This window comes from Rhodopseudomonas palustris, from assembly GCF_013415845.1.
Classification (GTDB): domain Bacteria; phylum Pseudomonadota; class Alphaproteobacteria; order Rhizobiales; family Xanthobacteraceae; genus Rhodopseudomonas; species Rhodopseudomonas palustris_F.
Map to the genome: position 1 here is coordinate 1,218,996 of NZ_CP058907.1, position 20,326 is coordinate 1,239,321.

General features: G+C 65.0%; 17 protein-coding genes. 12 read left to right on the top strand and 5 right to left on the bottom strand.

Annotated elements, in window-relative coordinates:
- Positions 1 to 63: 63 nt before the first annotated feature.
- The 8 genes from HZF03_RS05700 to HZF03_RS05735 all read left to right on the top strand — a co-directional run bounded on the left by HZF03_RS05700 (position 64) and on the right by HZF03_RS05735 (position 8,723).
- Positions 64 to 813, top strand: a complete 750-nt coding sequence (locus tag HZF03_RS05700; protein ID WP_119020173.1) for an AzlC family ABC transporter permease — start codon at positions 64 to 66, stop codon at positions 811 to 813.
- Positions 810 to 1,127, top strand: coding sequence for an AzlD family protein (locus HZF03_RS05705; protein ID WP_119020174.1), 318 nt, complete (start codon positions 810 to 812; stop codon positions 1,125 to 1,127). The genes HZF03_RS05700 and HZF03_RS05705 overlap by 4 nt, the downstream gene beginning before the upstream one ends.
- Before the next feature lie 186 nt (positions 1,128 to 1,313).
- The gene (locus HZF03_RS05710) at positions 1,314 to 1,988 is read left to right on the top strand and encodes a TetR/AcrR family transcriptional regulator (protein ID WP_012494842.1); all 675 of its coding nucleotides are present in this window, start codon (positions 1,314 to 1,316) and stop codon (positions 1,986 to 1,988) included.
- 123 nt (positions 1,989 to 2,111) lie between these two features.
- Positions 2,112 to 3,605 carry an FAD-linked oxidase C-terminal domain-containing protein gene (locus HZF03_RS05715; RefSeq protein WP_011156694.1) on the top strand — a complete coding sequence of 498 codons (1,494 nt, stop codon included), beginning with the start codon at positions 2,112 to 2,114 and terminating at the stop codon, positions 3,603 to 3,605.
- Between the two features lie 162 nt (positions 3,606 to 3,767).
- Positions 3,768 to 5,009, top strand: coding sequence for an FAD-binding protein (locus tag HZF03_RS05720; protein ID WP_119020175.1), 1,242 nt, complete (start codon positions 3,768 to 3,770; stop codon positions 5,007 to 5,009).
- Entirely contained in the window at positions 5,006 to 6,319 is a 1,314-nt protein-coding gene (glcF, locus tag HZF03_RS05725) for a glycolate oxidase subunit GlcF (protein WP_119020176.1), read from the top strand. The genes HZF03_RS05720 and glcF overlap by 4 nt, the downstream gene beginning before the upstream one ends.
- 74 nt (positions 6,320 to 6,393) lie before the next feature.
- Positions 6,394 to 7,332 carry a hypothetical protein gene (locus HZF03_RS05730; RefSeq protein WP_119020177.1) on the top strand — a complete coding sequence of 313 codons (939 nt, stop codon included), beginning with the start codon at positions 6,394 to 6,396 and terminating at the stop codon, positions 7,330 to 7,332.
- Positions 7,333 to 7,751: 419 nt separating this feature from the next.
- Positions 7,752 to 8,723: a TorF family putative porin gene (locus HZF03_RS05735; RefSeq protein ID WP_119020178.1), complete on the top strand. Its 972-nt coding sequence runs from the start codon at positions 7,752 to 7,754 to the stop codon at positions 8,721 to 8,723.
- Positions 8,724 to 8,983: 260 nt separating this feature from the next.
- On the opposite strand, the gene HZF03_RS05740 is transcribed toward HZF03_RS05735, so the two are convergent.
- Entirely contained in the window at positions 8,984 to 10,744 is a 1,761-nt protein-coding gene (locus tag HZF03_RS05740; protein WP_119020179.1) for an ABC transporter ATP-binding protein/permease, read from the bottom strand.
- 270 nt (positions 10,745 to 11,014) lie between these two features.
- On the opposite strand from HZF03_RS05740, the gene HZF03_RS05745 reads away from it, so the two are divergent.
- Positions 11,015 to 12,679 (top strand): L-lactate permease, encoded by a 1,665-nt coding sequence (locus HZF03_RS05745; RefSeq protein WP_119020180.1) that lies wholly within the window; start codon positions 11,015 to 11,017, stop codon positions 12,677 to 12,679.
- Positions 12,680 to 12,823: 144 nt separating this feature from the next.
- A complete protein-coding gene (locus HZF03_RS05750) occupies positions 12,824 to 13,240 on the top strand; it encodes an META domain-containing protein (protein ID WP_119020181.1) in 417 nt (138 codons plus the stop codon).
- Positions 13,241 to 13,242: 2 nt separating this feature from the next.
- Here the strand turns inward: HZF03_RS05750 and HZF03_RS05755 are convergent, their stop codons facing one another.
- The 4 genes from HZF03_RS05755 to groES form a co-directional block, all read right to left on the bottom strand.
- Entirely contained in the window at positions 13,243 to 14,748 is a 1,506-nt protein-coding gene (locus HZF03_RS05755; RefSeq protein ID WP_119020182.1) for a phytoene desaturase family protein, read from the bottom strand.
- Positions 14,749 to 14,860: 112 nt separating this feature from the next.
- Positions 14,861 to 16,054 (bottom strand): hypothetical protein, encoded by a 1,194-nt coding sequence (locus HZF03_RS05760; protein WP_119020183.1) that lies wholly within the window; start codon positions 16,052 to 16,054, stop codon positions 14,861 to 14,863.
- 214 nt (positions 16,055 to 16,268) lie between these two features.
- Positions 16,269 to 17,912, bottom strand: a complete 1,644-nt coding sequence (gene groL / locus HZF03_RS05765) for a chaperonin GroEL (RefSeq protein WP_119020184.1) — start codon at positions 17,910 to 17,912, stop codon at positions 16,269 to 16,271.
- 39 nt (positions 17,913 to 17,951) lie between these two features.
- The gene (groES, locus tag HZF03_RS05770; protein WP_011156705.1) at positions 17,952 to 18,248 is read right to left on the bottom strand and encodes a co-chaperone GroES; all 297 of its coding nucleotides are present in this window, start codon (positions 18,246 to 18,248) and stop codon (positions 17,952 to 17,954) included.
- A gap of 297 nt (positions 18,249 to 18,545) precedes the next feature.
- On the opposite strand from groES, the gene HZF03_RS05775 reads away from it, so the two are divergent.
- Positions 18,546 to 19,061, top strand: coding sequence for a hypothetical protein (locus tag HZF03_RS05775; RefSeq protein ID WP_011156706.1), 516 nt, complete (start codon positions 18,546 to 18,548; stop codon positions 19,059 to 19,061).
- Between the two features lie 43 nt (positions 19,062 to 19,104).
- Positions 19,105 to 20,313: an MFS transporter gene (locus HZF03_RS05780; RefSeq protein ID WP_011156707.1), complete on the top strand. Its 1,209-nt coding sequence runs from the start codon at positions 19,105 to 19,107 to the stop codon at positions 20,311 to 20,313.
- Positions 20,314 to 20,326 lie beyond the last annotated feature (13 nt).

The window sequence follows — 20,326 nt, forward strand, 5'->3', positions numbered from 1 at the left end:
GCCGCCGCGCTTGACCTGATCGCGCGAAGACCCCAGGCAGAAGGCGTCGTCACGGATCCTGCAATGACCACTCACATCACCAAAGCGCCGGCGTACTGGTCGCGCGACGCGATCTGGCCCGGCATCGTCGCGATCGGCCCGATGCTGCCCGGCACGCTGGCGTTCGGCATGGCGTTCGGCGCACTGTGTGCGCAGAAGAACTTCACGCTGGCCGAGGTCGAAGTGATGATGGCCACCGTCTATGGAGGGCTGTCGCAGTTCGTCGCGGTCCAGGCTTGGCCAGATCGGCTGACGCCGTCGACGATCGCGGCGCTGGCGCTGCTCACCACCACCGTCAACATCCGCTTCTTCCTGATGACGGCGTCGATGCGGCCGTGGTTCGGCACGTTGCCGGCGTGGCAGGCTTATCCCCCGCTGCTGCTGGTTACCGATGGCGGCTGGCTCGCAGCGATGCGCTATCGTGAGCATGGCGGCGCCAATGCCTGGTTCTACCTCGGCGGCGCGTTGGTTCTGTATCTGGTGTGGCTGGTCTCGGCGATTCCGGGCTTTCTGCTCGCCGAACAGCTCGCTGATCCGAAGAAGTTCGGCGTCGACATCGCGATGCCGGCGTTCTTCGCGGCGCTCTTGGTACCAGCCTGGAAGGGGCCGCGCCGGGCGATTACTTGGCTCGTGTCGGGGATCGTCGCCCTGACGGTGCATTGGCTGATCCCGGGCTATTGGTTCATCATTGCCGGCGCGCTGTCAGGTGCGATCACCGCCGGACTGATGGATGAACCGCCAGTGGCGACGTCCCACGCGGGGCATTCGTCATGACCGATATGCTCCGCAGCGACGTGATGATTGCCTTCGCCATCATGACTGCCGTCACCGTCGCGTCCCGGCTCGGCGGCTACTTCATGATGCGCTATGTCGAGGTCACGCCGCGGGTGAGGCGGATGCTCGATGCGCTGCCCGGCTCGATTATCGTCGCGGCGGCGCTGCCGGTGGCGGTCAATGGCGGGCCGATCGTCATGCTCGCGCTGGCGGCCGCGATCGCGGTGAGTGTGCTGCGTCGCAATGACTTTCTGGCAGTCATAACCGGTATGTTAGTAGCGGCGGCGGCCCGAGCTCTGGGGCTGCCGGGCTAGTTTGCAGGAATGCTATTCATTTCATTACCGTAAGGGCTTGCCTTCGCTTCTGAATAAGTGTTCACTTTTTTCACTGATTTGGTGAGGGTGTTCCGTCCGTTTCCCTCGCTACTCCAGCAACTTGATGAGCGCGCCGGTCGATTTTGTCGCACACTGCGGCCGCGCTCGTTCCAGGACGAACACGCCATGGTTTACCGGCGAACCCACCAGGTGGTTAAGCGCTTAGCAGCGCGCCGCAGCGCTATCCTCGCTGCAGCGCGTGAGACCGCCGCCGAAGGCGGAATGGCCGCGGTGCAGATCGCGCCGGTGGCAGCGCGTGCCAAGGTCGCCGCAGGCACCGTGTACCGTTACTTTCCCTCCAAAGCCGATCTGATTTCGGAACTCATCGCCGACGTCTCGCGCGACGAGCTCGCAGCGATCCGCCGTGCAGCCGACGCAGCGCCTGGGCCGTCTTCAGCACTGGCGGCGGCGGTCACCACGGTCGCGGTGCACGTATTGTCTCATCGCAAGCTGGCGTGGGGCATCTTGGCGGAACCCGTCGATGTCGATGTGTCCGCCTCACGGCTCGCCAGTCGCCGTGAGATCGCCGGCGAGATCGAACTGCGGATCACTGCCGCGGTGCGCGCCGGCCATCTGCCTGCGCAAGACACCGCGCTCGCTTCGACCGCGCTGCTTGGCGCGGTGCACGAATCGCTGGTGGGCCCCCTGGCGCCGGACAATCTCGACGACCCGGCGAAACTCCGTGATGCGGTGCAAACCGTCACGCTGCTGGCGCTTCGTGCGGTCGGGGTGATGGATGCCCGCGCCCGAGGCCTCGTGGTTCAGGCGGTGGTGCCGCCGCGTAGTCTGGTCGGGGCCTGATCAGTTCCAGTTTGCTCTGCGCGAGTGCGCTGGCTATGACAATCAGCGTATCCTGATCCGACCGTTTCCGCTCGCGGCGCGACAACCGCCTCGCGCACAGCAGCCTGCGCAGGAGTATCTCGCATGACTATTCTGATGCCGGAGCCGGATCAGTCGGTGCTGGCCCGTCGCGACGAGATCATCGCGGCGTTGCGCAAGATCGTGCCGGGCGAGGGCGTGATCTCCAGTGCCGCCGAAATGAAACCCTACGAGTCCGACGGCCTGATGGCGTATCGTCAGCCGCCGATGGTGGTGGTGTTGCCGAGCACGACCAAACAGGTTTCCGAGGTGCTGCGCTATTGCCACCAGAACGGCATCAAGGTGGTGCCGCGTGGCTCCGGCACCTCGCTGTCCGGCGGCGCGTTGCCGCTCGCCGATGGCGTGCTGCTTGGCCTCGGCAAGTTCAAACGGATCCGCGAGATCGACTTCGATAATCGCGCGGTGGTGGTCGAGCCCGGAGTCACCAATCTGGCGATCAGCCAGGCGGTCGATCATGCCGGCTTCTACTACGCGCCCGATCCGTCGTCACAGATCGCCTGTTCGATCGGCGGCAACATCGCCGAGAACTCCGGCGGCGTGCACTGCCTGAAATACGGCATGACCACCAACAACGTCCTCGGCTGCGAAATCGTGCTGATGACCGGCGAGATCCTCAAGATCGGCGGCAAGGCAGCCGAATGCGCAGGCTACGATCTGATGGGCGTCATCACCGGTTCCGAAGGGCTGCTCGGCGTCATCACCGAAGTCACCGTGCGGATCCTGCGCAAGCCGGAAACGGCGCGGGCACTGATGATCGGCTTCCAGAGCGTCGAGGCGGCCGGACAGTGTGTGGCCGACGTCATCAGCGCAGGCATCATTCCGGGAGGCATGGAGATGATGGACAAGCCGGCGATTCACGCCGCCGAAGCCTTCGTTCATGCCGGCTACCCACTCGACGTCGAGGCGCTGCTGATTATCGAGCTCGACGGTCCGCAAGTCGAGGTCGATGAACTGATCAGCCGTGTCGAGGCGATAGCGCTCGGCTGCGGCTCGACCACCTGCCAGATCTCCACCAGCGAGCAGCAGCGGCTATTGTTCTGGAGCGGCCGCAAGGCGGCGTTCCCGGCGGTGGGACGAATCTCGCCGGACTATCTGTGCATGGACGGCACGATTCCGCGCAAACAGCTTCCGCTGGTGCTGCGGCGGATGAACGAGATGTCCGAGAAATACGGCCTGCGCGTCGCCAACGTATTCCATGCCGGCGACGGCAATCTGCATCCGCTGATCCTGTATGATGCCAACAAGCCAGGCGAGCAGGACGCGGCCGAAGCTTTCGGGGCAGACATCCTCAAGCTGTGTGTCGAGGTCGGCGGCGTGCTGACCGGCGAGCATGGGGTCGGGATCGAGAAGCGCGATCTGATGCCGGAAATGTTCTCCGACATCGATCTCAACCAGCAGCAGCGGCTGAAATGCGCGTTCGACTCCGAAGGTCTGCTCAACCCCGGCAAAGTGTTCCCGACGCTCCACCGCTGCGCCGAGCTCGGACGCATGCATGTCCACAAAGGCCAATTGCCGTTCCCGGATATTCCGCGGTTTTGACGGATAGCTGGTTCTGAAACATGGCCGAACTTTCCACGTCATTGCGAGCGAAGCGAAGCAATCCGGCGCCGAGCACAGAACTTGATTGCTTCGTCGCTTCGCTCCTCGCAATGACCGCCGAGGATTGGCTCTCTGACCTAATTTGAAGGACGACGTTTGCCCGTGGACACGCTGAAAGTACGCGACGCGCAGGAGGTCGAGGACGCCGTGCGCGCCGCGATCGCCAATGAGCAGCCGATCGAGATCGTCGGCCATGGCAGCAAACGCTCCATCGGCCAACTGATGTCGACCAATGCGGTGCTGGAGTTGTCGGCACTCAACGCCGTCACTGCCTACGAGCCCAACGAACTGATCATCACCGTGCAGGCCGGTGCACCGATGGCCGATGTGCTGTCGCTGATCGATTCCAAGAACCAGCAATTCGCTTTCGAGCCGATGGACACCGCCGCGCTGCTCGGCACCTCGCCGGGAGCGGGCACCGTTGCCGGCATGATCTCGGCCGGTCTCGCCGGGCCACGGCGGATCAAGGCCGGTGGCGCGCGCGATCATTTGCTTGGTGCCAATGCCGTGTCGGGCTTCGGCGAGAGCTTCAAGGCCGGCGGCAAGGTGGTGAAGAACGTCACCGGTTACGACCTCTGCAAGCTGCTTGCCGGCTCCTGGGGGACGCTGGCGGTAATGACCGAGGTGACCCTGAAAGTGACGCCCCGGCCCGAGAGCGAGCGGACGCTGGTGCTGCGCGGGCTCGGCGACGTCGTTGCCAACAAGGCCATGACCGCAGCGCTGGGCTCGCCTTACGACGTCACCGGCGCCGCGCATCTGCCCGGCTCGGCGCTGCGCACTACAGTCGGTGCGCTGGCAGAGATCGCCCAGCCTGATCAGTCACTGACGTTGCTGCGGCTCGAAGGCATCACCTCGTCGGCCAGCCACCGCGCCCAGTCGCTGCGCGCGGCGCTGAAGAGTTTTGGCGATGCCGAACTGATCGAGGACGATGCCTCCGCCGCGCTATGGCGCGCGGTGCGCGACGTCGAGCCGTTCGCAGCGTCCGGTCCGCGGGCGCTGTGGTCGGTGTGGCGCATCGTCTGCCCGCCGGCGGCCGGTGGTGCCTTCGGCGAGCAGCTCAGCCGCGAGAGTGGCGGTGAGGTGATTTATGACTGGGGCGGCGGCCTGATCTGGGCGGCATTGCCGCCGGCAACCGACGGCCATGCCAAAGCGTTGCGCCAGCGGGTCGAGAAGATCGGCGGTCATGCCTCCTTGATCCGTGGCAGCGATGCGGTGCGGGCCGGCATCGACGTCTTCCATCCGCAGCCGGCCGGCCTCGCGGCGCTCGGTAGCCGCGTCAAGCGCAGCTTCGATCCCACCAACATTCTCAATCGCGGCCGGATGTCGCGAGGATCCGCGACATGAAGACCGAGTTCAGCCTGACTCAGCTCGCCGATCCCGACATCGCCGAGGCCGACAAGATCCTGCGCGCCTGTGTGCATTGCGGTTTCTGCACCGCGACCTGCCCGACCTATGTGCTGCTCGGCGACGAGCTCGACAGTCCGCGCGGGCGCATCTACCTGATCAAGGAGATGCTGGAGAGCGACAAGCCGCCGACCGCGGATGTCGTCAAACACATCGACCGCTGCCTGTCGTGCCTTGCCTGCATGACCACCTGTCCGTCGGGCGTGAACTACATGCACCTGGTCGATCAGGCCCGCGTCCGGATCGAGAAACAGTACCAGCGGCCGTTCTGGGATCGCGTTGTCCGCGAGGCGCTGTCGTGGATGATGCCGCATCCGGGCATGTTCAGGCTCGGGATGTGGGCGGCGCGGATCGTGCGGCCGGTTGCGGCGCTGTTGCCGGGCTCGCACAACCTGACACATCCGACGCTGCTCAGCCGGATCAAGGCGATGCTGGCGCTGGCGCCGAAGCATTTGCCGGAGCCGGGCCCCGACTCCGGGACGACGTTTCCTGCGGTGGGCCCGAAGCGCGGCCGGGTGGCGCTGTTGCACGGCTGCGCCCAGCAGGTGCTGGCGCCCCGCATCAATCGTGCGGCGATCAATCTGCTCACCCGCCATGGCATCGAGGTGGTGCTCGCCGCGGACGAAGCCTGCTGCGGCGCCCTGATTCATCATCTCGGCCGCGACACCCGCACGCTCGAATACGCCCGCACCAACATCAAGGCGTGGCTGGCCGAGATCGAGCGCGGCGGGCTCGACGCAATCCTGGTGACGACCTCCGGCTGCGGTACGGTGATCAAGGATTACGGCTACATGCTGCGAGAAGATCCGGAGTATGCGGCCGCGGCCGCAAAGGTTTCGGCGCTCGCCAAAGACATCAGCGAATATGTCAGCGGCCTTGAACTGTCATTGCCACGTCCTCATGACGACGTCGTGGTCGCTTATCACTCCGCATGTTCGTTGCAGCACGGCCAGAAAATCACGCAGATCCCCAAAGAACTGCTTTCCAAGACTGGATTCGTGGTGAAAGATATCCCGGAGAGTCATTTGTGTTGTGGTTCGGCGGGCACGTACAACATTCTCCAGCCTGACATCGCGACCAGATTGCGCGATCGGAAGGTCGCCAATATCGCTTCCGTCAAGCCGGATATGATCGCCGCGGGCAATATCGGCTGCATGGTGCAGATCGCCAGCGGAACGGAAGTCCCTGTTGTGCACACGATTGAACTTCTCGATTGGGCGACAGGCGGGCCCCGTCCTGCTCCGCACTGATCGGAGCCTGGAACGCCGGTCGCGGGGCGCGTGATTGCTGGCCGAGCAGCAATCCGCACAACTGGAGGACGACCATGGCGAAAGACAAGAAGTCGAAGAAGAGGGACAAGGCCGACAAGAAGGCCGAGAAGTCCAAGGCCAAGAAGAAGTCCAAGCTGTTGCTGGCCGCCAAGGCAGGCAAGAACAAGAAGAGCAAATCCGCCGGCAAGGCATCGGCCAAGAAGGACAAGTCGAAGCCGAAGGCCAAATCGAAAGCCAAGCGGGTCCCGAAGGCCAAGTCCGCATCCAAATCCAAGGCCGCCGCCGGTAAGGCTGCCAAGAAGGCGGTGAAGAAGGCCGCAGCTAAACCCGGCAAGAAGGCAGCTAAGCCGGCTGCCAAGTCCGCCGCGAAGTCCCCAGCTAAGTCAGTAGCGAAGCCGGCGACGAAGAGCGTTGCCAAGTCGGCTGCGGGTAAGCCGGCCAAGGCAAAGGCCGCCGCGCCGAAGGCCCCGGCTACGAAGACCCCGGCTACGAAGGCCTCTGCGGCCAAGAGGAAGGCCGCCAAGGCGCCCGTCGCCAAAACCGCCGCGAAGGCTCCCGCCGTCAAGCCGGCAGCGCCCAAGCCAAAGCCTGCGTCCCGCAAAGCGCCTAAGCCGGCCGAAGCTGCGCCCAGCGCGGCGGCCGAGCCGGTTGCTCTGCCGCCTGCAGCTCCGAAGAAACCTCGCAAGCCGCGCGCCAAGAAGCCGGCACCGGCTGTCGTCGAGCCGGAAGAGACCCAGCACGAGGCAGTGTCCGAGCCGGTGGCCGAAGCGACTCCGGAGACCGAGGATGTTGCGCCGGCCGAGCCGTTTCCGTCCGACGAGACCACATCGCCCGCGGATAACGAGCCGGTGGAGTCGTCTGCAGAGACCGATTCGATCGAGACCTCGGGTGATCCCCGGCCGGACGCCACCGAGGCGGCCGGAGAGGAGGAAGTTCCCGACGAGGAGTTTGACCACGCCGAGCCGGCCAAGCCGGCGGCTGACCCGATGTAATTAGGACGGTAGTCCGATCCTGATTTGCCGAGGCCGCGGTCCTGGACCGCGGCCTTCGTCGTCACGTTCCCCGAGCAGGGCTCTACAAGCAGCGCTTTTCGCCGAGGCTTGGTCGGGCGCATCGCAGCGATTCGGTCCTGCGGCCGCTACTTGTTACTTAGCCAAAAGTGTTGCTCTAACCACCATATCTCATGAATTTGGCCTACGAGCCGTTCGCAAAGCAGTGATTTTCTTGCAACACTTCCAAACAACGAATGGTTGAGTGTGCGGGATTGCACAAAAAGTCGGCATCTGCATGTGTTTTTTGCTTCACGGTTTTCGTGAGGCACCGCACAGTGATGTCACAATTGGTTTTGTGCAGGTCGATGTCGCGTCCTTGAACTTCGGGTCCGGCTGGCTTGGAAACGATGGGGATCAAAATGAAGAAGACAATCTTGTCGGTCGCGGCTTTGCTCGCAGTCGGCGTGGGCTCGGCCTCGGCGGCTGATCTGCCTGCCAAGGTGTACACCAAGGCTCCGCCGATCGTGGCGTTCGATCCGTGGGATATCGCGTTCGGCGCGGCCGTCATGAGCGACTACGTCTTCCGCGGCGTCACCCAGTCGAACCACAAGCCCTCGGTCACCGCGTATTTCGAGCCGCGCTACAACCTCACCAAGGACCTGCAGCTCTACGTCGGTACCTCGTTCGAGAGCATCTCGTTCGCCAACCGCGCCGCGGCTGAAGTCGACATCTACGGTGGTATCCGCCCGACCTTCGGCGCCTTCGCGTTCGACTTCGGTGTCTGGGGCTACCTGTATCCGGGTGGTTCGTGCGTTGATACCGCGGCGTCTGGTCTCGGCACCCTGTGCGCGGGCGACACCAACGCGATCTCGCTCGTCAACGGCAACGTCATGAAGAAGGACGTGAGCTTCTACGAGGGTTACGCCAAGGTTCTGTGGACCATCAACGACAGCTTCGCGATCGGCGGCAACGAATGGTATTCGCCGAACTTCCTGAACACCGGTGCCTGGGGCAACTACGCGTCGGTGACCGGTAAGTATACCGCCCCGACCACCCTGTTCGGTGCGAGCGGCGTCGGCATGTACGTGTCGGGTGAATACGGCCGTCAGTGGTTCGGTACGACTGACGCCTTCTATGGCAACATCAAGCTGGCCGATTACAATACCTGGAACGTCGGCGTGGGCTTCACCTACAAGGTGTTCACCCTCGACCTGCGCTACTCGGACACCGATCTGTCCCAGGCGAGCTGCAACGCGTTCACCAGCGACTTCACCGCGACTGCCAATGGAAGCTTTTCGTCGATCAATCAGACCGGCGTTGGTTCGAAGTGGTGCGGTTCGACCTTCATCGCCAAGCTGTCGGCTGACGTGACGCTGGGCGCTCTGAAGTAAGATAAATCCCTTCCGGGACTAAGGGCGGCAGAGCAATCTGCCGCCCTTTTCGTTTTTCTGCTCATTCTGTTCGATCTCTGGCGAGACCCGCCTGGAACTGGCTGTCGCCCCGGTGCTCAAGCGAGCCGTGCGGTGGGATCAGGTTGGGCGCAATCAAGCGAGCACGGCGAAAGAGCTGCGGCGGATCACCGACCGCGGATAGCCACTCGCGATTGCCACTGACGTTTCGATGCCTCTGCTTGTCCCGACCGTTGGATCGATCAGCTGCCCGCAAGCCCGACTTCGGGAGCCGCCGCCTTGGCTCGGTCGTGCAGGGTGAAGCCGTCGCCGGTGCGCGACAGCAACGCGTCGCGCTGATGGAAGGCTTCGAGCGTGGAGCGGTGGCCGATCGAGACGATCGTGGTGCCCGGCAGCTTGCGGTCCAGCAGCTTGTAGAGCGCCGCTTCCGACGGCTCGTCCAGCGACGCGGTGGCTTCGTCGAGGAACAGGTATTGCGGGGCGTGTAGCAGCGCCCGCGCGATGCCGAGCCGCTGCTGCTCGCCCAGCGACAGCGTCCTGTTCCAATGGCCATGCTGATCGAGCCGCTCTGCCAGTGCCGGCAGTCCCACCTCGCGCAGCACCTCGGCGACCTGCACGTCGCTGAACGCACCGGATTCGGCCGGATAGACGATCGCGGCGCGCAGCTCGCCGACCGGGAAGTAGGGGCGCTGCGGCAGCATCATCAGCGTTGCATCCGCAGGGATTGCGATCGAGCCCGAGCCGAACGGCCAGATCCCCGCAATTGCGCGGAACAGCGTCGACTTGCCGGCACCAGACGGGCCGACGATCAGGGTCCGCTCATTGTCGCCGATCTTGAAGCCGTCGGCGCTGATCAGCGGCGCTCCGGCCGGTAGCGTCAGGTTGAGGTCCTTCAGTTCGATTCCGCCGGCCGCAGCCGGCACGCGCATCACGCCTGGATTGTCGCGCCGGGTGGCCGCGCCTTCGATCGCGCGCTCGAAGCCGTCGAGCCGCTGCAGCACCGACTGCCATTCCGCCAGCGTCCGGTAGGCGGTGATGAAGAACGACAGCGAGTCCTGGACGCTGCCGAAGGCGGAAGCGGTCTGCATCATGCCGCCGAGCTGCACCTTCTGGGCGAAGAAGGCCGGCGCCACCAGGATGTAGGGGAAGATGATCGAAGCCTGCGAGTAGCTGGCGGTGAAGGCGGTCAGCCGTTTGGTCCGGCTCATGATCCGCATGAAGTTCTCGGCCACGTAGCTGAAGCGGGACGACAGCTTGTCGCGCTCGGCCGGCTCGCCGCGGAGCAGCGCGATCTGTTCGGCGTTCTCGCGGGCGCGCACCAGGTTGAAGCGGAAGTCGGCTTCATAACGCTGCTGGCGGAAGTTGAGATCGACCAGCGGCGAGCCGATCCAATGGGTGAGGGCGGTGCCCAGCGCGGCATAGATCAGCGCGCCCCAGACGAGATAGCCGGGGATCGGGACGTCCTGGCCGAACAGATGCAGCGGCGCTTCGTTCGATAGCCCCCACAGGATCACCACGAACGAGGCCAGCGTCACCACGGCGTTGAGCAGGCCGATGCCCAGCGCCAGCGTGCGCTCGACAAACAACTGCGTGTCCTCGGCGATGCGCTGATCGGGGTTGTCGGCGGCGTCGCCGGTGAGCTGCATCTGGTAGTGGTTGGCGTCGTGCAGCCAGCCGCCGAGATAGCGCTCGGTCATCCACTTGCGCCAGCGGATCTGCAGCCACTGATTGAGATAGAGCTGATAGACCTTGAGAGCGATCCAGATCGCCGCCAGCACACAGAAGTAGATGATCTGATAGGTGAAGACGTCGTAGTTCCGCTCCTGCAGCGCGTTGTAGAACACGTTGTTCCAGCGGTTGAACAGCACCGAGAGCCCGACGACGGCGAGCTCGATGACGACGACGGCTGCGAGCAGCCCGCGGCCCATCCATTTGTCTTCGGCACTGAAATACGGCGCGGCGATCCGCCAGGCGGTCGCCAGCGTTCCTTTGATGTTGCTCACGGATGAGATCTCCGGTGCGGCTCTCGGGGAGTTTGGTGGTTAGACGAAAGTTGTAGGTAACTTAACCTACGGCGGCTTGTCGCACCCAGTTGTCGCACCCTAGCATGATCGTGCCGGCGGCAAGATCGGCGGTCAGGTGCTTCGCGCGTTTGTGAGCAGGCCCGCTCATTCGGCCGTACTTGAGGAGGCCGCTGCCTCCCGATTGATCTCCGTGTCGGACCGGCTCGCACCGACGCGGCCAAAAAACATAACATTTAGGGAGAGAAATGCGTGTGGAATCAAATCTATAATCCACTTGGCAGCGCCGCTTTGTCGACCCTGGCGGCGGCCGTTCCCGTGGTTACGCTGCTGGTGCTGATCGCGAGCGGCAAGGTGAAGGCTCACCTTGCCGCGATCATCGCTCTGGTGCTCGCCAACGCGGTGGCGATCTTCGTATTTACGATGCCGGCCAACATGTCGGTGCGCGCCTCGCTACTCGGTGTCGTCACCGGCTTCTTCCCGATTGGCTGGATCGTTCTCAACGTCATCTTTCTCTATCGGGTCACCGTGGCGACCGGCCGGTTCGAGCTGCTGCAGCGGGCGATCGGTGGTGTCACCACCGACCGCCGACTGCAGCTACTCCTGATCGCGTTTGCGTTCGGCGCATTCTTCGAAGGTGCATCCGGGTTCGGCACGCCGGTCGCGATCACCGGTGCCGTGCTGATCGGCCTCGGCTTCTCGCCGCTCGCCGCCTCGGGCCTGTCGCTGATCGCCAACACCGCGCCGGTCGCCTACGGGGCGCTCGGCACGCCGATTCAGGGCCTCGCCTCGGTCACTGGCCTCGATCCCTACATCCTCGGCGCGATGGTCGGCCGGCAACTGCCGTTCTTCTCGCTGCTGGTGCCGTTCTGGCTGATCTGGGCGTTCGCGGGCTTCCGCGGCATGATGCAGATCTGGCCGGCGATCCTGGTCACCGGCGTGTCGTTCGCGGTCCCGCAATTCCTGATCTCGAACTACATCAATCCCTGGATCGTCGACATCGGCGCCTCGCTGATCTCGATGGGCTGCCTGATCCTGTTCCTGAAAGTGTGGCAGCCGAAAGAGCTGTGGCTGTCGCCGAAGCTGCGCAGCCACGATCCCTCCACCGAAACCATGGCCCCGCCGAAAGAGCTGAGCCGGGCTCCGCTGACGCAGACGCAGCTGTGGGGCGCGCTGCTGCCGTGGATCATCGTCTGCATCGTGATGCTGATCTGGGGCACCGGCCTGTTCAAGAGCTGGGCGAATTCGATCTTCGTCTGGAACTATCCCGTCCCTGAACTCGACAAGATGATCATGAAGGTGCCGCCGGTGGCCGCGAAGCCGACGCCAGAGGGCGCGGTGTTCTCGTTCACCTATCTGTCGTTCACCGGCACCGGCATGTTGATCGCGGCGCTGATCTCCGGCCTCCTGATGGGCGTATCGCCCGGCAGGATGGCGGCCGAGTATGGCCGCACCATCAAGGTCTGCGCGATCTCGCTGATCACCATCTCGGCGATGCTGGCGATCGGCACGTTGACCCGTCTGTCCGGCGTCGACGCGACGTTGGGCTTAGCCTTCGCGGCGACCGGCGTGTTGTATCCGTTCTTCGGCACGTTGCTCGGCTGGCTTGGCGTGGCGCTGACCGGATCGGACACCGCCTCCAATGTGCTGTTCGGCAATCTGCAGAAGATCACCTCCGAGCAGCTCGGCCTGTCTCCGATCCTGATGGGCGCCGCCAACTCATCCGGCGGTGTGATGGGCAAGATGATCGATGCTCAGTCGATCGTCGTCGCGTCGACCGCGACCAACTGGTACGGCCGCGAAGGCACGATCCTGCGCTACGTGTTCCTGCACTCGATTGCGCTCGCGTGTCTGGTCGGCGTGCTGGTGATGCTGCAGGCCTATGTCTATCCGTTCACCGCGATGGTCTTGAAGTAACGCAAGCCAGCGCTGAATTGCGCCAAAGCCCCGCGGTCTCGGTCGCGGGGCTTTTCGTTGCAGGCTTCTCTGGTGCCGCGGTCTGGCCAAGCCGGTGCGGTTCGCGATAAACAGCGGACCTTCCTGAACAACGGCCGAGGCACCATGCACTGTCAGTCGATCTTCCGTTTCGTCGCCATTGCCGTGGTGCTGGCAGCCAGCCTCTCGACGCCGTCGCTTGCGCAATCCGACCAGGAGTTTCCGTTCGGTCTGGAACTGACCTTGGATGCGCCGCCGAAGCCGGGTTCGAAGCGGATTCCGAATTTGGAAATCGGCGACCAGGGGAGCGTGCGGCTGGAGCTGTGGTGCAAGGGCGGCGTTGGGCAGTTCTCGGTCGCCGGCAGCACCGTGATCTTCATGCCGGGCGCGATCGAGGATCGCAATTGTCCGGCGGACCGCGCTCAGGCGGATGATGCGCTGGTCGCAGCGCTTGCCGCGGCGACCAGCTGGAGCCGGCAAGGCGATTTCGTGAACTTCACCGGTGGTCCGCAGCCGCTGCGGTTCCACCTCAACACGAACTAAGGCTATTTCCGATCCTGCAGGATCAGCTCGGCGCATCCTTCCGCCGCCTGCACCACGCCGCTGTAGCCGCCGATGCCCGCATAAGCCGACGACAGGTATAGGCCGGGCAGGGCTGTGCGCGGGGTGCGATAGGGCGCATCCGAGTTCGGCAGCAGCGGCGCAAAGCCGTAGACCGCGCCCTGCGGCGCGCCGAGATATTGCTGTACCGAGTAGGCGGTGTTGAACGCCGCCGCCGTCACCGCGCCGGCGAGGCCCGGATAGCTGCGGTCGAGATGAGAGAGGAGCGCCTGCTGCCAGCGGGCGCGCTTGGCCCGATAAGTATCCTGATCGAGGCCGTCCCAGTTCGACACCCGGTCGGGGCCAACCACCGACAGCACGTAAGGCGGCGACGGCACGCCGGAATCGATCGCGGTGTAGTCGGCGATCGCCAGCGGCGGCATCCGCGCACCCGGCTCGTCCGCCATCAGCGTCTTGGCTTCGGCGTAGGATGCCAGTGTCGTCATCCAGTCCGGCAGCAACTGCGTGGCGTAGCTGCTGACACCGAATTCGCGAGGCGGCCTGGACAGGCCGAGCGTCAGCGCGAACAGCGAGAGCGAGGGTGTCCGATCGGCGTAGCTGTCGGTGAGCAGCTTGGCCTGGTCGGCAGGAAGCAGGCTTGCCAGCGTCGAAGGCGCGGCATTGCCGATCACCGTCGAGGCCTCGGCGGTCTGCGGATCGCCGCCGTCGCGGGCGATGTGGGTGACCTGATGCGGGCCGCCATGATCGCCCATCACCACGCCGGAGACGACGCGGCGGAGCAGTACCTCGCCGCCGGCCTTGCGCACCGCGCGGGCCAGTGCGCTCGACAGCCGCTGCGAGCCGCCCTGAATGAAGCGCGCGCCGCTGAGCAGGAAGCTGCCCTGCACCATCGCGAACGGCACCCACCACAGCGCGGCGATATCATCGTGAACGTAGGACAGGTTGCCGGCGACCGCGCACTTCACCGCTTCGTCGTCGCCGAACAGCGCCTGCAACTTGTCGCCGAGCGGCGCGTGCCAATCGGGATACTCCGGCGCCAGTGCCAGCACGGCGTCCAGGCCGCCATCGCCGAGCGTTCCGGCAAGGCGTTCGAGTTCGCCGAGCCATTGTGCGATCCCGGCGCTCGCGTGGGGGAAGCGCTGGTTCAGCGCGTCGCGGGCAGCGGCGAATTCGTCTGGGAGCGTGAAGGGTTCGCCAACCGGACCGCCGCGCATCTGATACAGCGCCCCGGCTGGAATCCACTGCACGGCGTCGAGCACGCCGGCGCGGCTCAAGGCGCGGTGTTTCGGATCGCGGCCGTGCTGCGGGTTGCCGGTAATGTGCAGCGAGCCTTCGACGAACAGTTCGCCGGCCTTGTAGCTCGAGGCTGCGCCGCCGACCGAGTTGCCGCGCTCGATCACCAGTACCTTGCGGCCTTCGCGGGCCAGGATCGCGCCCGCAGTCAGGCCGCCGAGCCCGGCGCCAATTACCACTGCATCAAAGCGCGTCATTCAGCCGATCATCCTGCCATCCAAGGGAAGCGCTTCATTGCCGCATTGCAGCGGCATGTCAAATCGCGGTTCCATGACCTGGCGACGGCCGATCCTGGGCGCTTGCTGCGCGCTATTGCCAAGTCGAGCTTTCGGAATCCCAACGCTGGCCTTTGAGCTCCTTGGCGAGAGCCGCGACCGCGCCGCCATCGGTGCGGGGCTCACCTTCCTCTTCGCCGGGAGCGTCGTCGTTGAGGCCGAGCCGCGGCGGCGCGTTCTCATCGACGGTGGTGTCGCTGGCGTTGCCGAGCCACAGCATCAGCTTGTCGGTGCCGCCCGGCTTGTCGGCGCTGACCAGCGCCTCGACTGTGATCACCTCGGTGAGCTGCAGCGCCGGGAACGTCTCGCTCGGCCGCTTGAAGGTCATCTTCAGCTTGCCGCTTGCGTCGTCCCACACCGCCGAGGCGAGCTTGGCTTCCAGCGTCTGCGACAGGGTGGCGGTGATGGTATTGGCGATCTTCTCGCGATTGATCTTGCCGCCATCGCGCCAGCCCGCCGCCGGGAACAGGACGGTGCGGTCCATGTCGACGATGCCGTTGGTCCAGCCGGCTGCGGCAACGCCGGGGAACGCCTTGGCCTTGGCGATCACCGCAGCGGCGCGTTCCGGATCGACGGTGAGGTTGACCACCAGCTTGCCGGCGCGCAGCGCGTCGCAGCCGATGCTGAGGCTCGACAGCGACACTTCGACGTTCTCGGTCTTCAGCGTCTTCAGGAAGTCCGAAGCGCCTTCGAGCGCGACGCGAACCCCGACGGCTTCCGGCGACACCGCGGTAAAGTCCTTCGGTGCCTGCGCGATGCTGTCGTCGACGGACTGGTTCTCCTGGAATTCCTTCTCGCTGAGATCGGCATTGTCGGTCGAGGTGATCTCGTGCGTGGCGGTTCCGATCCCGATCACGCCTTTGAAGTCGTATGTCTCGCCATTCGGCCTCTGCTGCAGGCTCACCGACACCGGCGCCTTGCCGGCGAGCGTCTGGGTCGTCCCGGTCAGGGCCTGGCCGTTCGGAGTCAGGGTGACGACGAAGCGGTCGCGGCGGTCCGAGGTCTTCGACGGCGAATAGCAGACGTCGAGCTCGGCGGAGGTGACCGTCTTGCCCTGGCGCTTCTCCTTCAGGATGACGTCGGCGCCGTCCATGAAGCCATCGATGGCGGTGAAATAGCGCGTCTCGTTGGCCGGCGGCGCTGCCGATTTGGTCGCGGACTTGCTCTGGGCCAGGGCGACATCGGTCGCCGGCAGCAGGGCCAGCAGGCTGAACAGGAATGCGCGCATCACATGAACCTCGCGAGAATCAGGCTGCATCGAACCTAGAGCTTTTTGGGAGCCGAGTGGACAACGGTTCGCTGGGACACAACGCGCCAGAACCGGAAATGCTCTAGTCGATTCGAATTGCATCCGAACCAAGGCGCGCGAGGTGCGGCGCCAAAAAGCAAGGCCGCCCGGAGGCGGCCTTGCATGATCGATCTTCAGTGCGAGAGGGGTGGGCTTAGAAGCCCATGCCGCCCATACCGCCCATGCCACCGCCGGCCGGCATCGCCGGAGCGTCGGCCTTCGGCAGTTCGGCGACCATCGCTTCGGTGGTGACCAGCAGCGAGGCGACCGACGAGGCGTCCTGCAGCGCGGTGCGCACGACCTTGGCCGGATCGACGATACCCTTGGCGAGCATGTCGACATATTCCTCGGTCTGGGCGTCGAAGCCGAACGTCTCGGTCTTGTTCTCGAGGATCTTGCCGACCACGATCGAGCCTTCGACACCGGCGTTCTCGGCGATCTGGCGGATCGGAGCTTCGAGCGCCTTCAGCACGATGTTGATGCCGGCCTGGACGTCCGGATTGTCGTTGCTGATGCGGCCGACGGCCTTCTTGGCGCGCAGCAGGGCGACGCCGCCGCCCGGCACGATGCCTTCCTGAACCGCAGCGCGGGTCGCGTTCAGCGCGTCCTCGACACGGTCCTTCTTCTCCTTGACCTCGACTTCGGTCGCGCCGCCGACGCGGATCACCGCGACGCCGCCCGCGAGCTTGGCCAGACGCTCCTGCAGCTTCTCACGGTCATAGTCCGAGGAGGTTTCCTCGATCTGCGCCTTGATCTGCGAAACGCGGGCCTCGATCTCCGGCTTCTTGCCGGCGCCGTTGACGATGGTGGTGTTCTCCTTGTCGATCACCACCTTCTTGGCGCGGCCGAGCATCTTCAGCGTCACGGTCTCGAGCTTGATGCCGAGGTCTTCCGAGATCAGCTGGCCGCCGGTCAGGATCGCGATGTCTTCCAGCATCGCCTTGCGGCGATCGCCGAAGCCCGGCGCCTTCACGGCCGAAACCTTGAGGCCGCCGCGCAGGCGGTTGACCACGAGGGTCGCGAGCGCTTCGCCTTCGACGTCCTCGGCGATGATCAGCAGCGGCTTGCCCGACTGCACCACCGCTTCGAGCACCGGCAGCATCGACTGCAGGCCCGAGAGCTTCTTCTCGTGCAGCAGGATGTAGGCGTCGTCGAGTTCGACGGTCATCTTCTCGGCGTTGGTCACGAAGTACGGCGACAGATAGCCGCGGTCGAACTTCATGCCTTCGACGATGTCGACTTCGGTGTCGAGCGACTTGTTCTCTTCGACCGTGATGACGCCCTCGTTGCCGACCTTCTGCATCGCCTGGGCGATCATCTTGCCGATCGGCGCGTCGCCGTTGGCCGAGATGGTGCCGACCTGGGCGATTTCGGCCGAGGAGGCGACCGGCTTGGCGCGCTTCTGGATGTCCTTGACCACGGCCGCGACCGCGATCTCGATGCCGCGCTTCAGGTCCATCGGGTTCATGCCGGCCGCGACGGCCTTGGCGCCCTCACGGACGATCGCCTGGGCGAGCACGGTGGCGGTGGTGGTGCCGTCGCCGGCGAGGTCGTTGGTCTTCGAGGCCACCTCGCGCACCATCTGCGCGCCCATGTTCTCGAACTTGTCCTCGAGCTCCACTTCCTTGGCGACGGTGACGCCGTCCTTGGTGATGCGCGGGGCACCGAAGCTCTTCTCGATCAGCACGTTCCGGCCCTTCGGACCGAGCGTGACCTTCACGGCGTTGGCGAGCACGTCCACGCCGCGCAGCATGCGGTCGCGGGCATCGCCGGCAAACTTGACGTCTTTAGCAGCCATTCATTCGCTCCTGATATCTCGATACTGTCGCGATGCGGCTCAGCCGACCACGCCCATGATGTCCGACTCCTTCATGATCAGGAGTTCTTCGCCGTCCAGCTTGATCTCGGTGCCCGACCACTTGCCGAACAGCACGCGATCGCCGACCTTGACGTCGATCGGGGTCAGCTTGCCGGTCTCGTCGCGGCCGCCCGGGCCGACGGCGATCACCTGACCTTCCTGCGGCTTCTCCTTGGCGGAGTCCGGGATGATGATGCCGCCCTTGGTCTTGGTTTCGGCGTCGATACGCTTCACCACGACACGGTCATGGAGAGGACGAAAATTGATTTTAGCCATGGGCTATCCTGTGTGTTGCTGGAGGGGCTTTGGCGTTCGAGTGCCGGTTCGTGATCGCGGCTCGTGTTCGCGTCCGCGTGTTGGCAGTCGTACTGCAAGAGTGCTAATTGTGCGCTCGGGAATATGGCCTGCTGCTGTTTCTGTCAAGCTGACGGGCTTAAGGGCTTGGTGATGCCGGTGTAAGATGCTCCGTCCGCCGGACGGGACACCGTTCATCGGCGCGACCGCATTGCCTGCTGTGGCATTTTGCGGTTGTGTGGTTTAGGGGCGAACGGGGCGTTTGCTCGGGGAGAAATCATGGTCAATTCACGCAACGCACGCGCGTCGCTCAATCTGGGCATGGCGTCGCTGATGGCGCTGGGACTCGGCGCGTGCGGCAGCATCGGTGGCTTCGGCCTTGGCGGTTCGCAGCCGGCTGCTGTGCAGGAGCCAGCTGCGCCGCCGGAACTGCCGGCCACCATCCGCTCGGAAGAGATCGTCGGCCGCTGGGGCCTGGCGTCGTATCTCAATCCGTCCGACCGCGCCCGCACCGAAAAGGCAGCGGTCGCGCAGTGCAAGAATCCTTACGTCATCGGTGCCGGTCCGACCGGCGGCGTGATCATGCATCTAGCCGACCAGGCGACCCCGCAGGAGCTGCGGCTGAAGGGTTCGCAAAGCGGCAAGAACTATATCGGGCCGGCCGGTCCGATCGGCGAGCAGGACCGCGAGATCGTGTCGTTCGACGGTCGCGTGATGATCACCCGCTTCGTCGACAAGGACGCCGCCACCCGATACGGCAACATGGTCTATGTCCGCTGCGCCCCGCGCGCCTGACCGCTGCCACTCCCATTCCAGGCCGACCTGACTCCATGACCTCATGAGTGGACTGCGCAGACTGGTGTCCGGACCGGAACGCGCAGTCGGCGTTCTGGCGGTCACCCAGATTCTGTGCTGGGGCATGCTGATCTATCCGCCGGTCTTGACCATGCCGCATCTGGCTGCGGCGCACGGCTGGTCGTTGGCGTTCGGCATGTCTGGGTTTTCGCTGGCCCTTGTGATCTCCGGCATCCTGTCGCCGATCGTCGGCGGTCTGATCGACCGCCACGGCGGCAACGTGGTGATGGCGCCGGGAGCGTTGGTCGGCGCGCTCGGCATGGTGCTGATTGCCGGCATCGATCTGTGGCCGGTGTATTTCGTTGGCTGGGCTCTGCTCGGCGTTGCGATGGCCTCGACCCTGTACGATCCGGCATTCGCCACGCTGGCGCGGCTGTTCGGCACCACGGCCCGGCGGCAGATCACTTTCGTCACTTTTGCGGGCGGCTTCGCCTCGACCGTCGGCTGGCCGGCGACCCATCTGCTGCTCGACAATGTCGGTTGGCGCGGCACTTACTTCGCCTTCGCGGCGGTGCTGGCCTGCGTGGTCGCGCCGCTGCACGGCTTGGTGCTGCCGCGCAAGGCGGCGCCATCGGTCGCCGCGCCGAGTCCGAATCCGCATCTGATGCCGGCGGAGCCGCTGCGCCCGGAGGGGCGTCCGTTCGTGCTGATCGCGACCGCGTTTGCGATCTACGCCCTGATGCTGTCCGGGGTGACGTCGAACCTGCTGGCGATGTTTCAGCGCGGCGGCCTCGACGCCGGCACCGTCGTGACGCTCGGCGCGCTGTTCGGTCCTTCTCAGGTCGCAGCCCGGCTCGCGGACTTCCTGCTCGCCGGTCGGACGCATCCGCTGTGGATCGCGCGCGGGGCGGTGGGGCTGATGGCCTGTTCGTTCGCCATGCTGGCGTTTGCCGGACCGTCGGTGCTGGTCGCGGGCGTGTTCTGCGTGGCGTTCGGCGCCGCCAATGGCGTGATGACGATCGCGCGCGGCAGCCTGCCGCTGTTGATGTTCGGTGCGCAGGGCTACGGCCGGGTGATCGGCCGGATCGCACGGCCTGCGCTGTTCGTGCAGGCCTCGGCGCCGTTCATCGTGGCGGCGGCGGTGGAGCGGTTTTCCGACGCCACCGTGATCGAGGTCGGGATGGTCTGCGCCCTCGCGGCGCTGGGGTGCTTTCTGGTGCTGCAGCCGCCACGCGCCGCCGAGCGGCGCTGAGGCAACGGCTTGC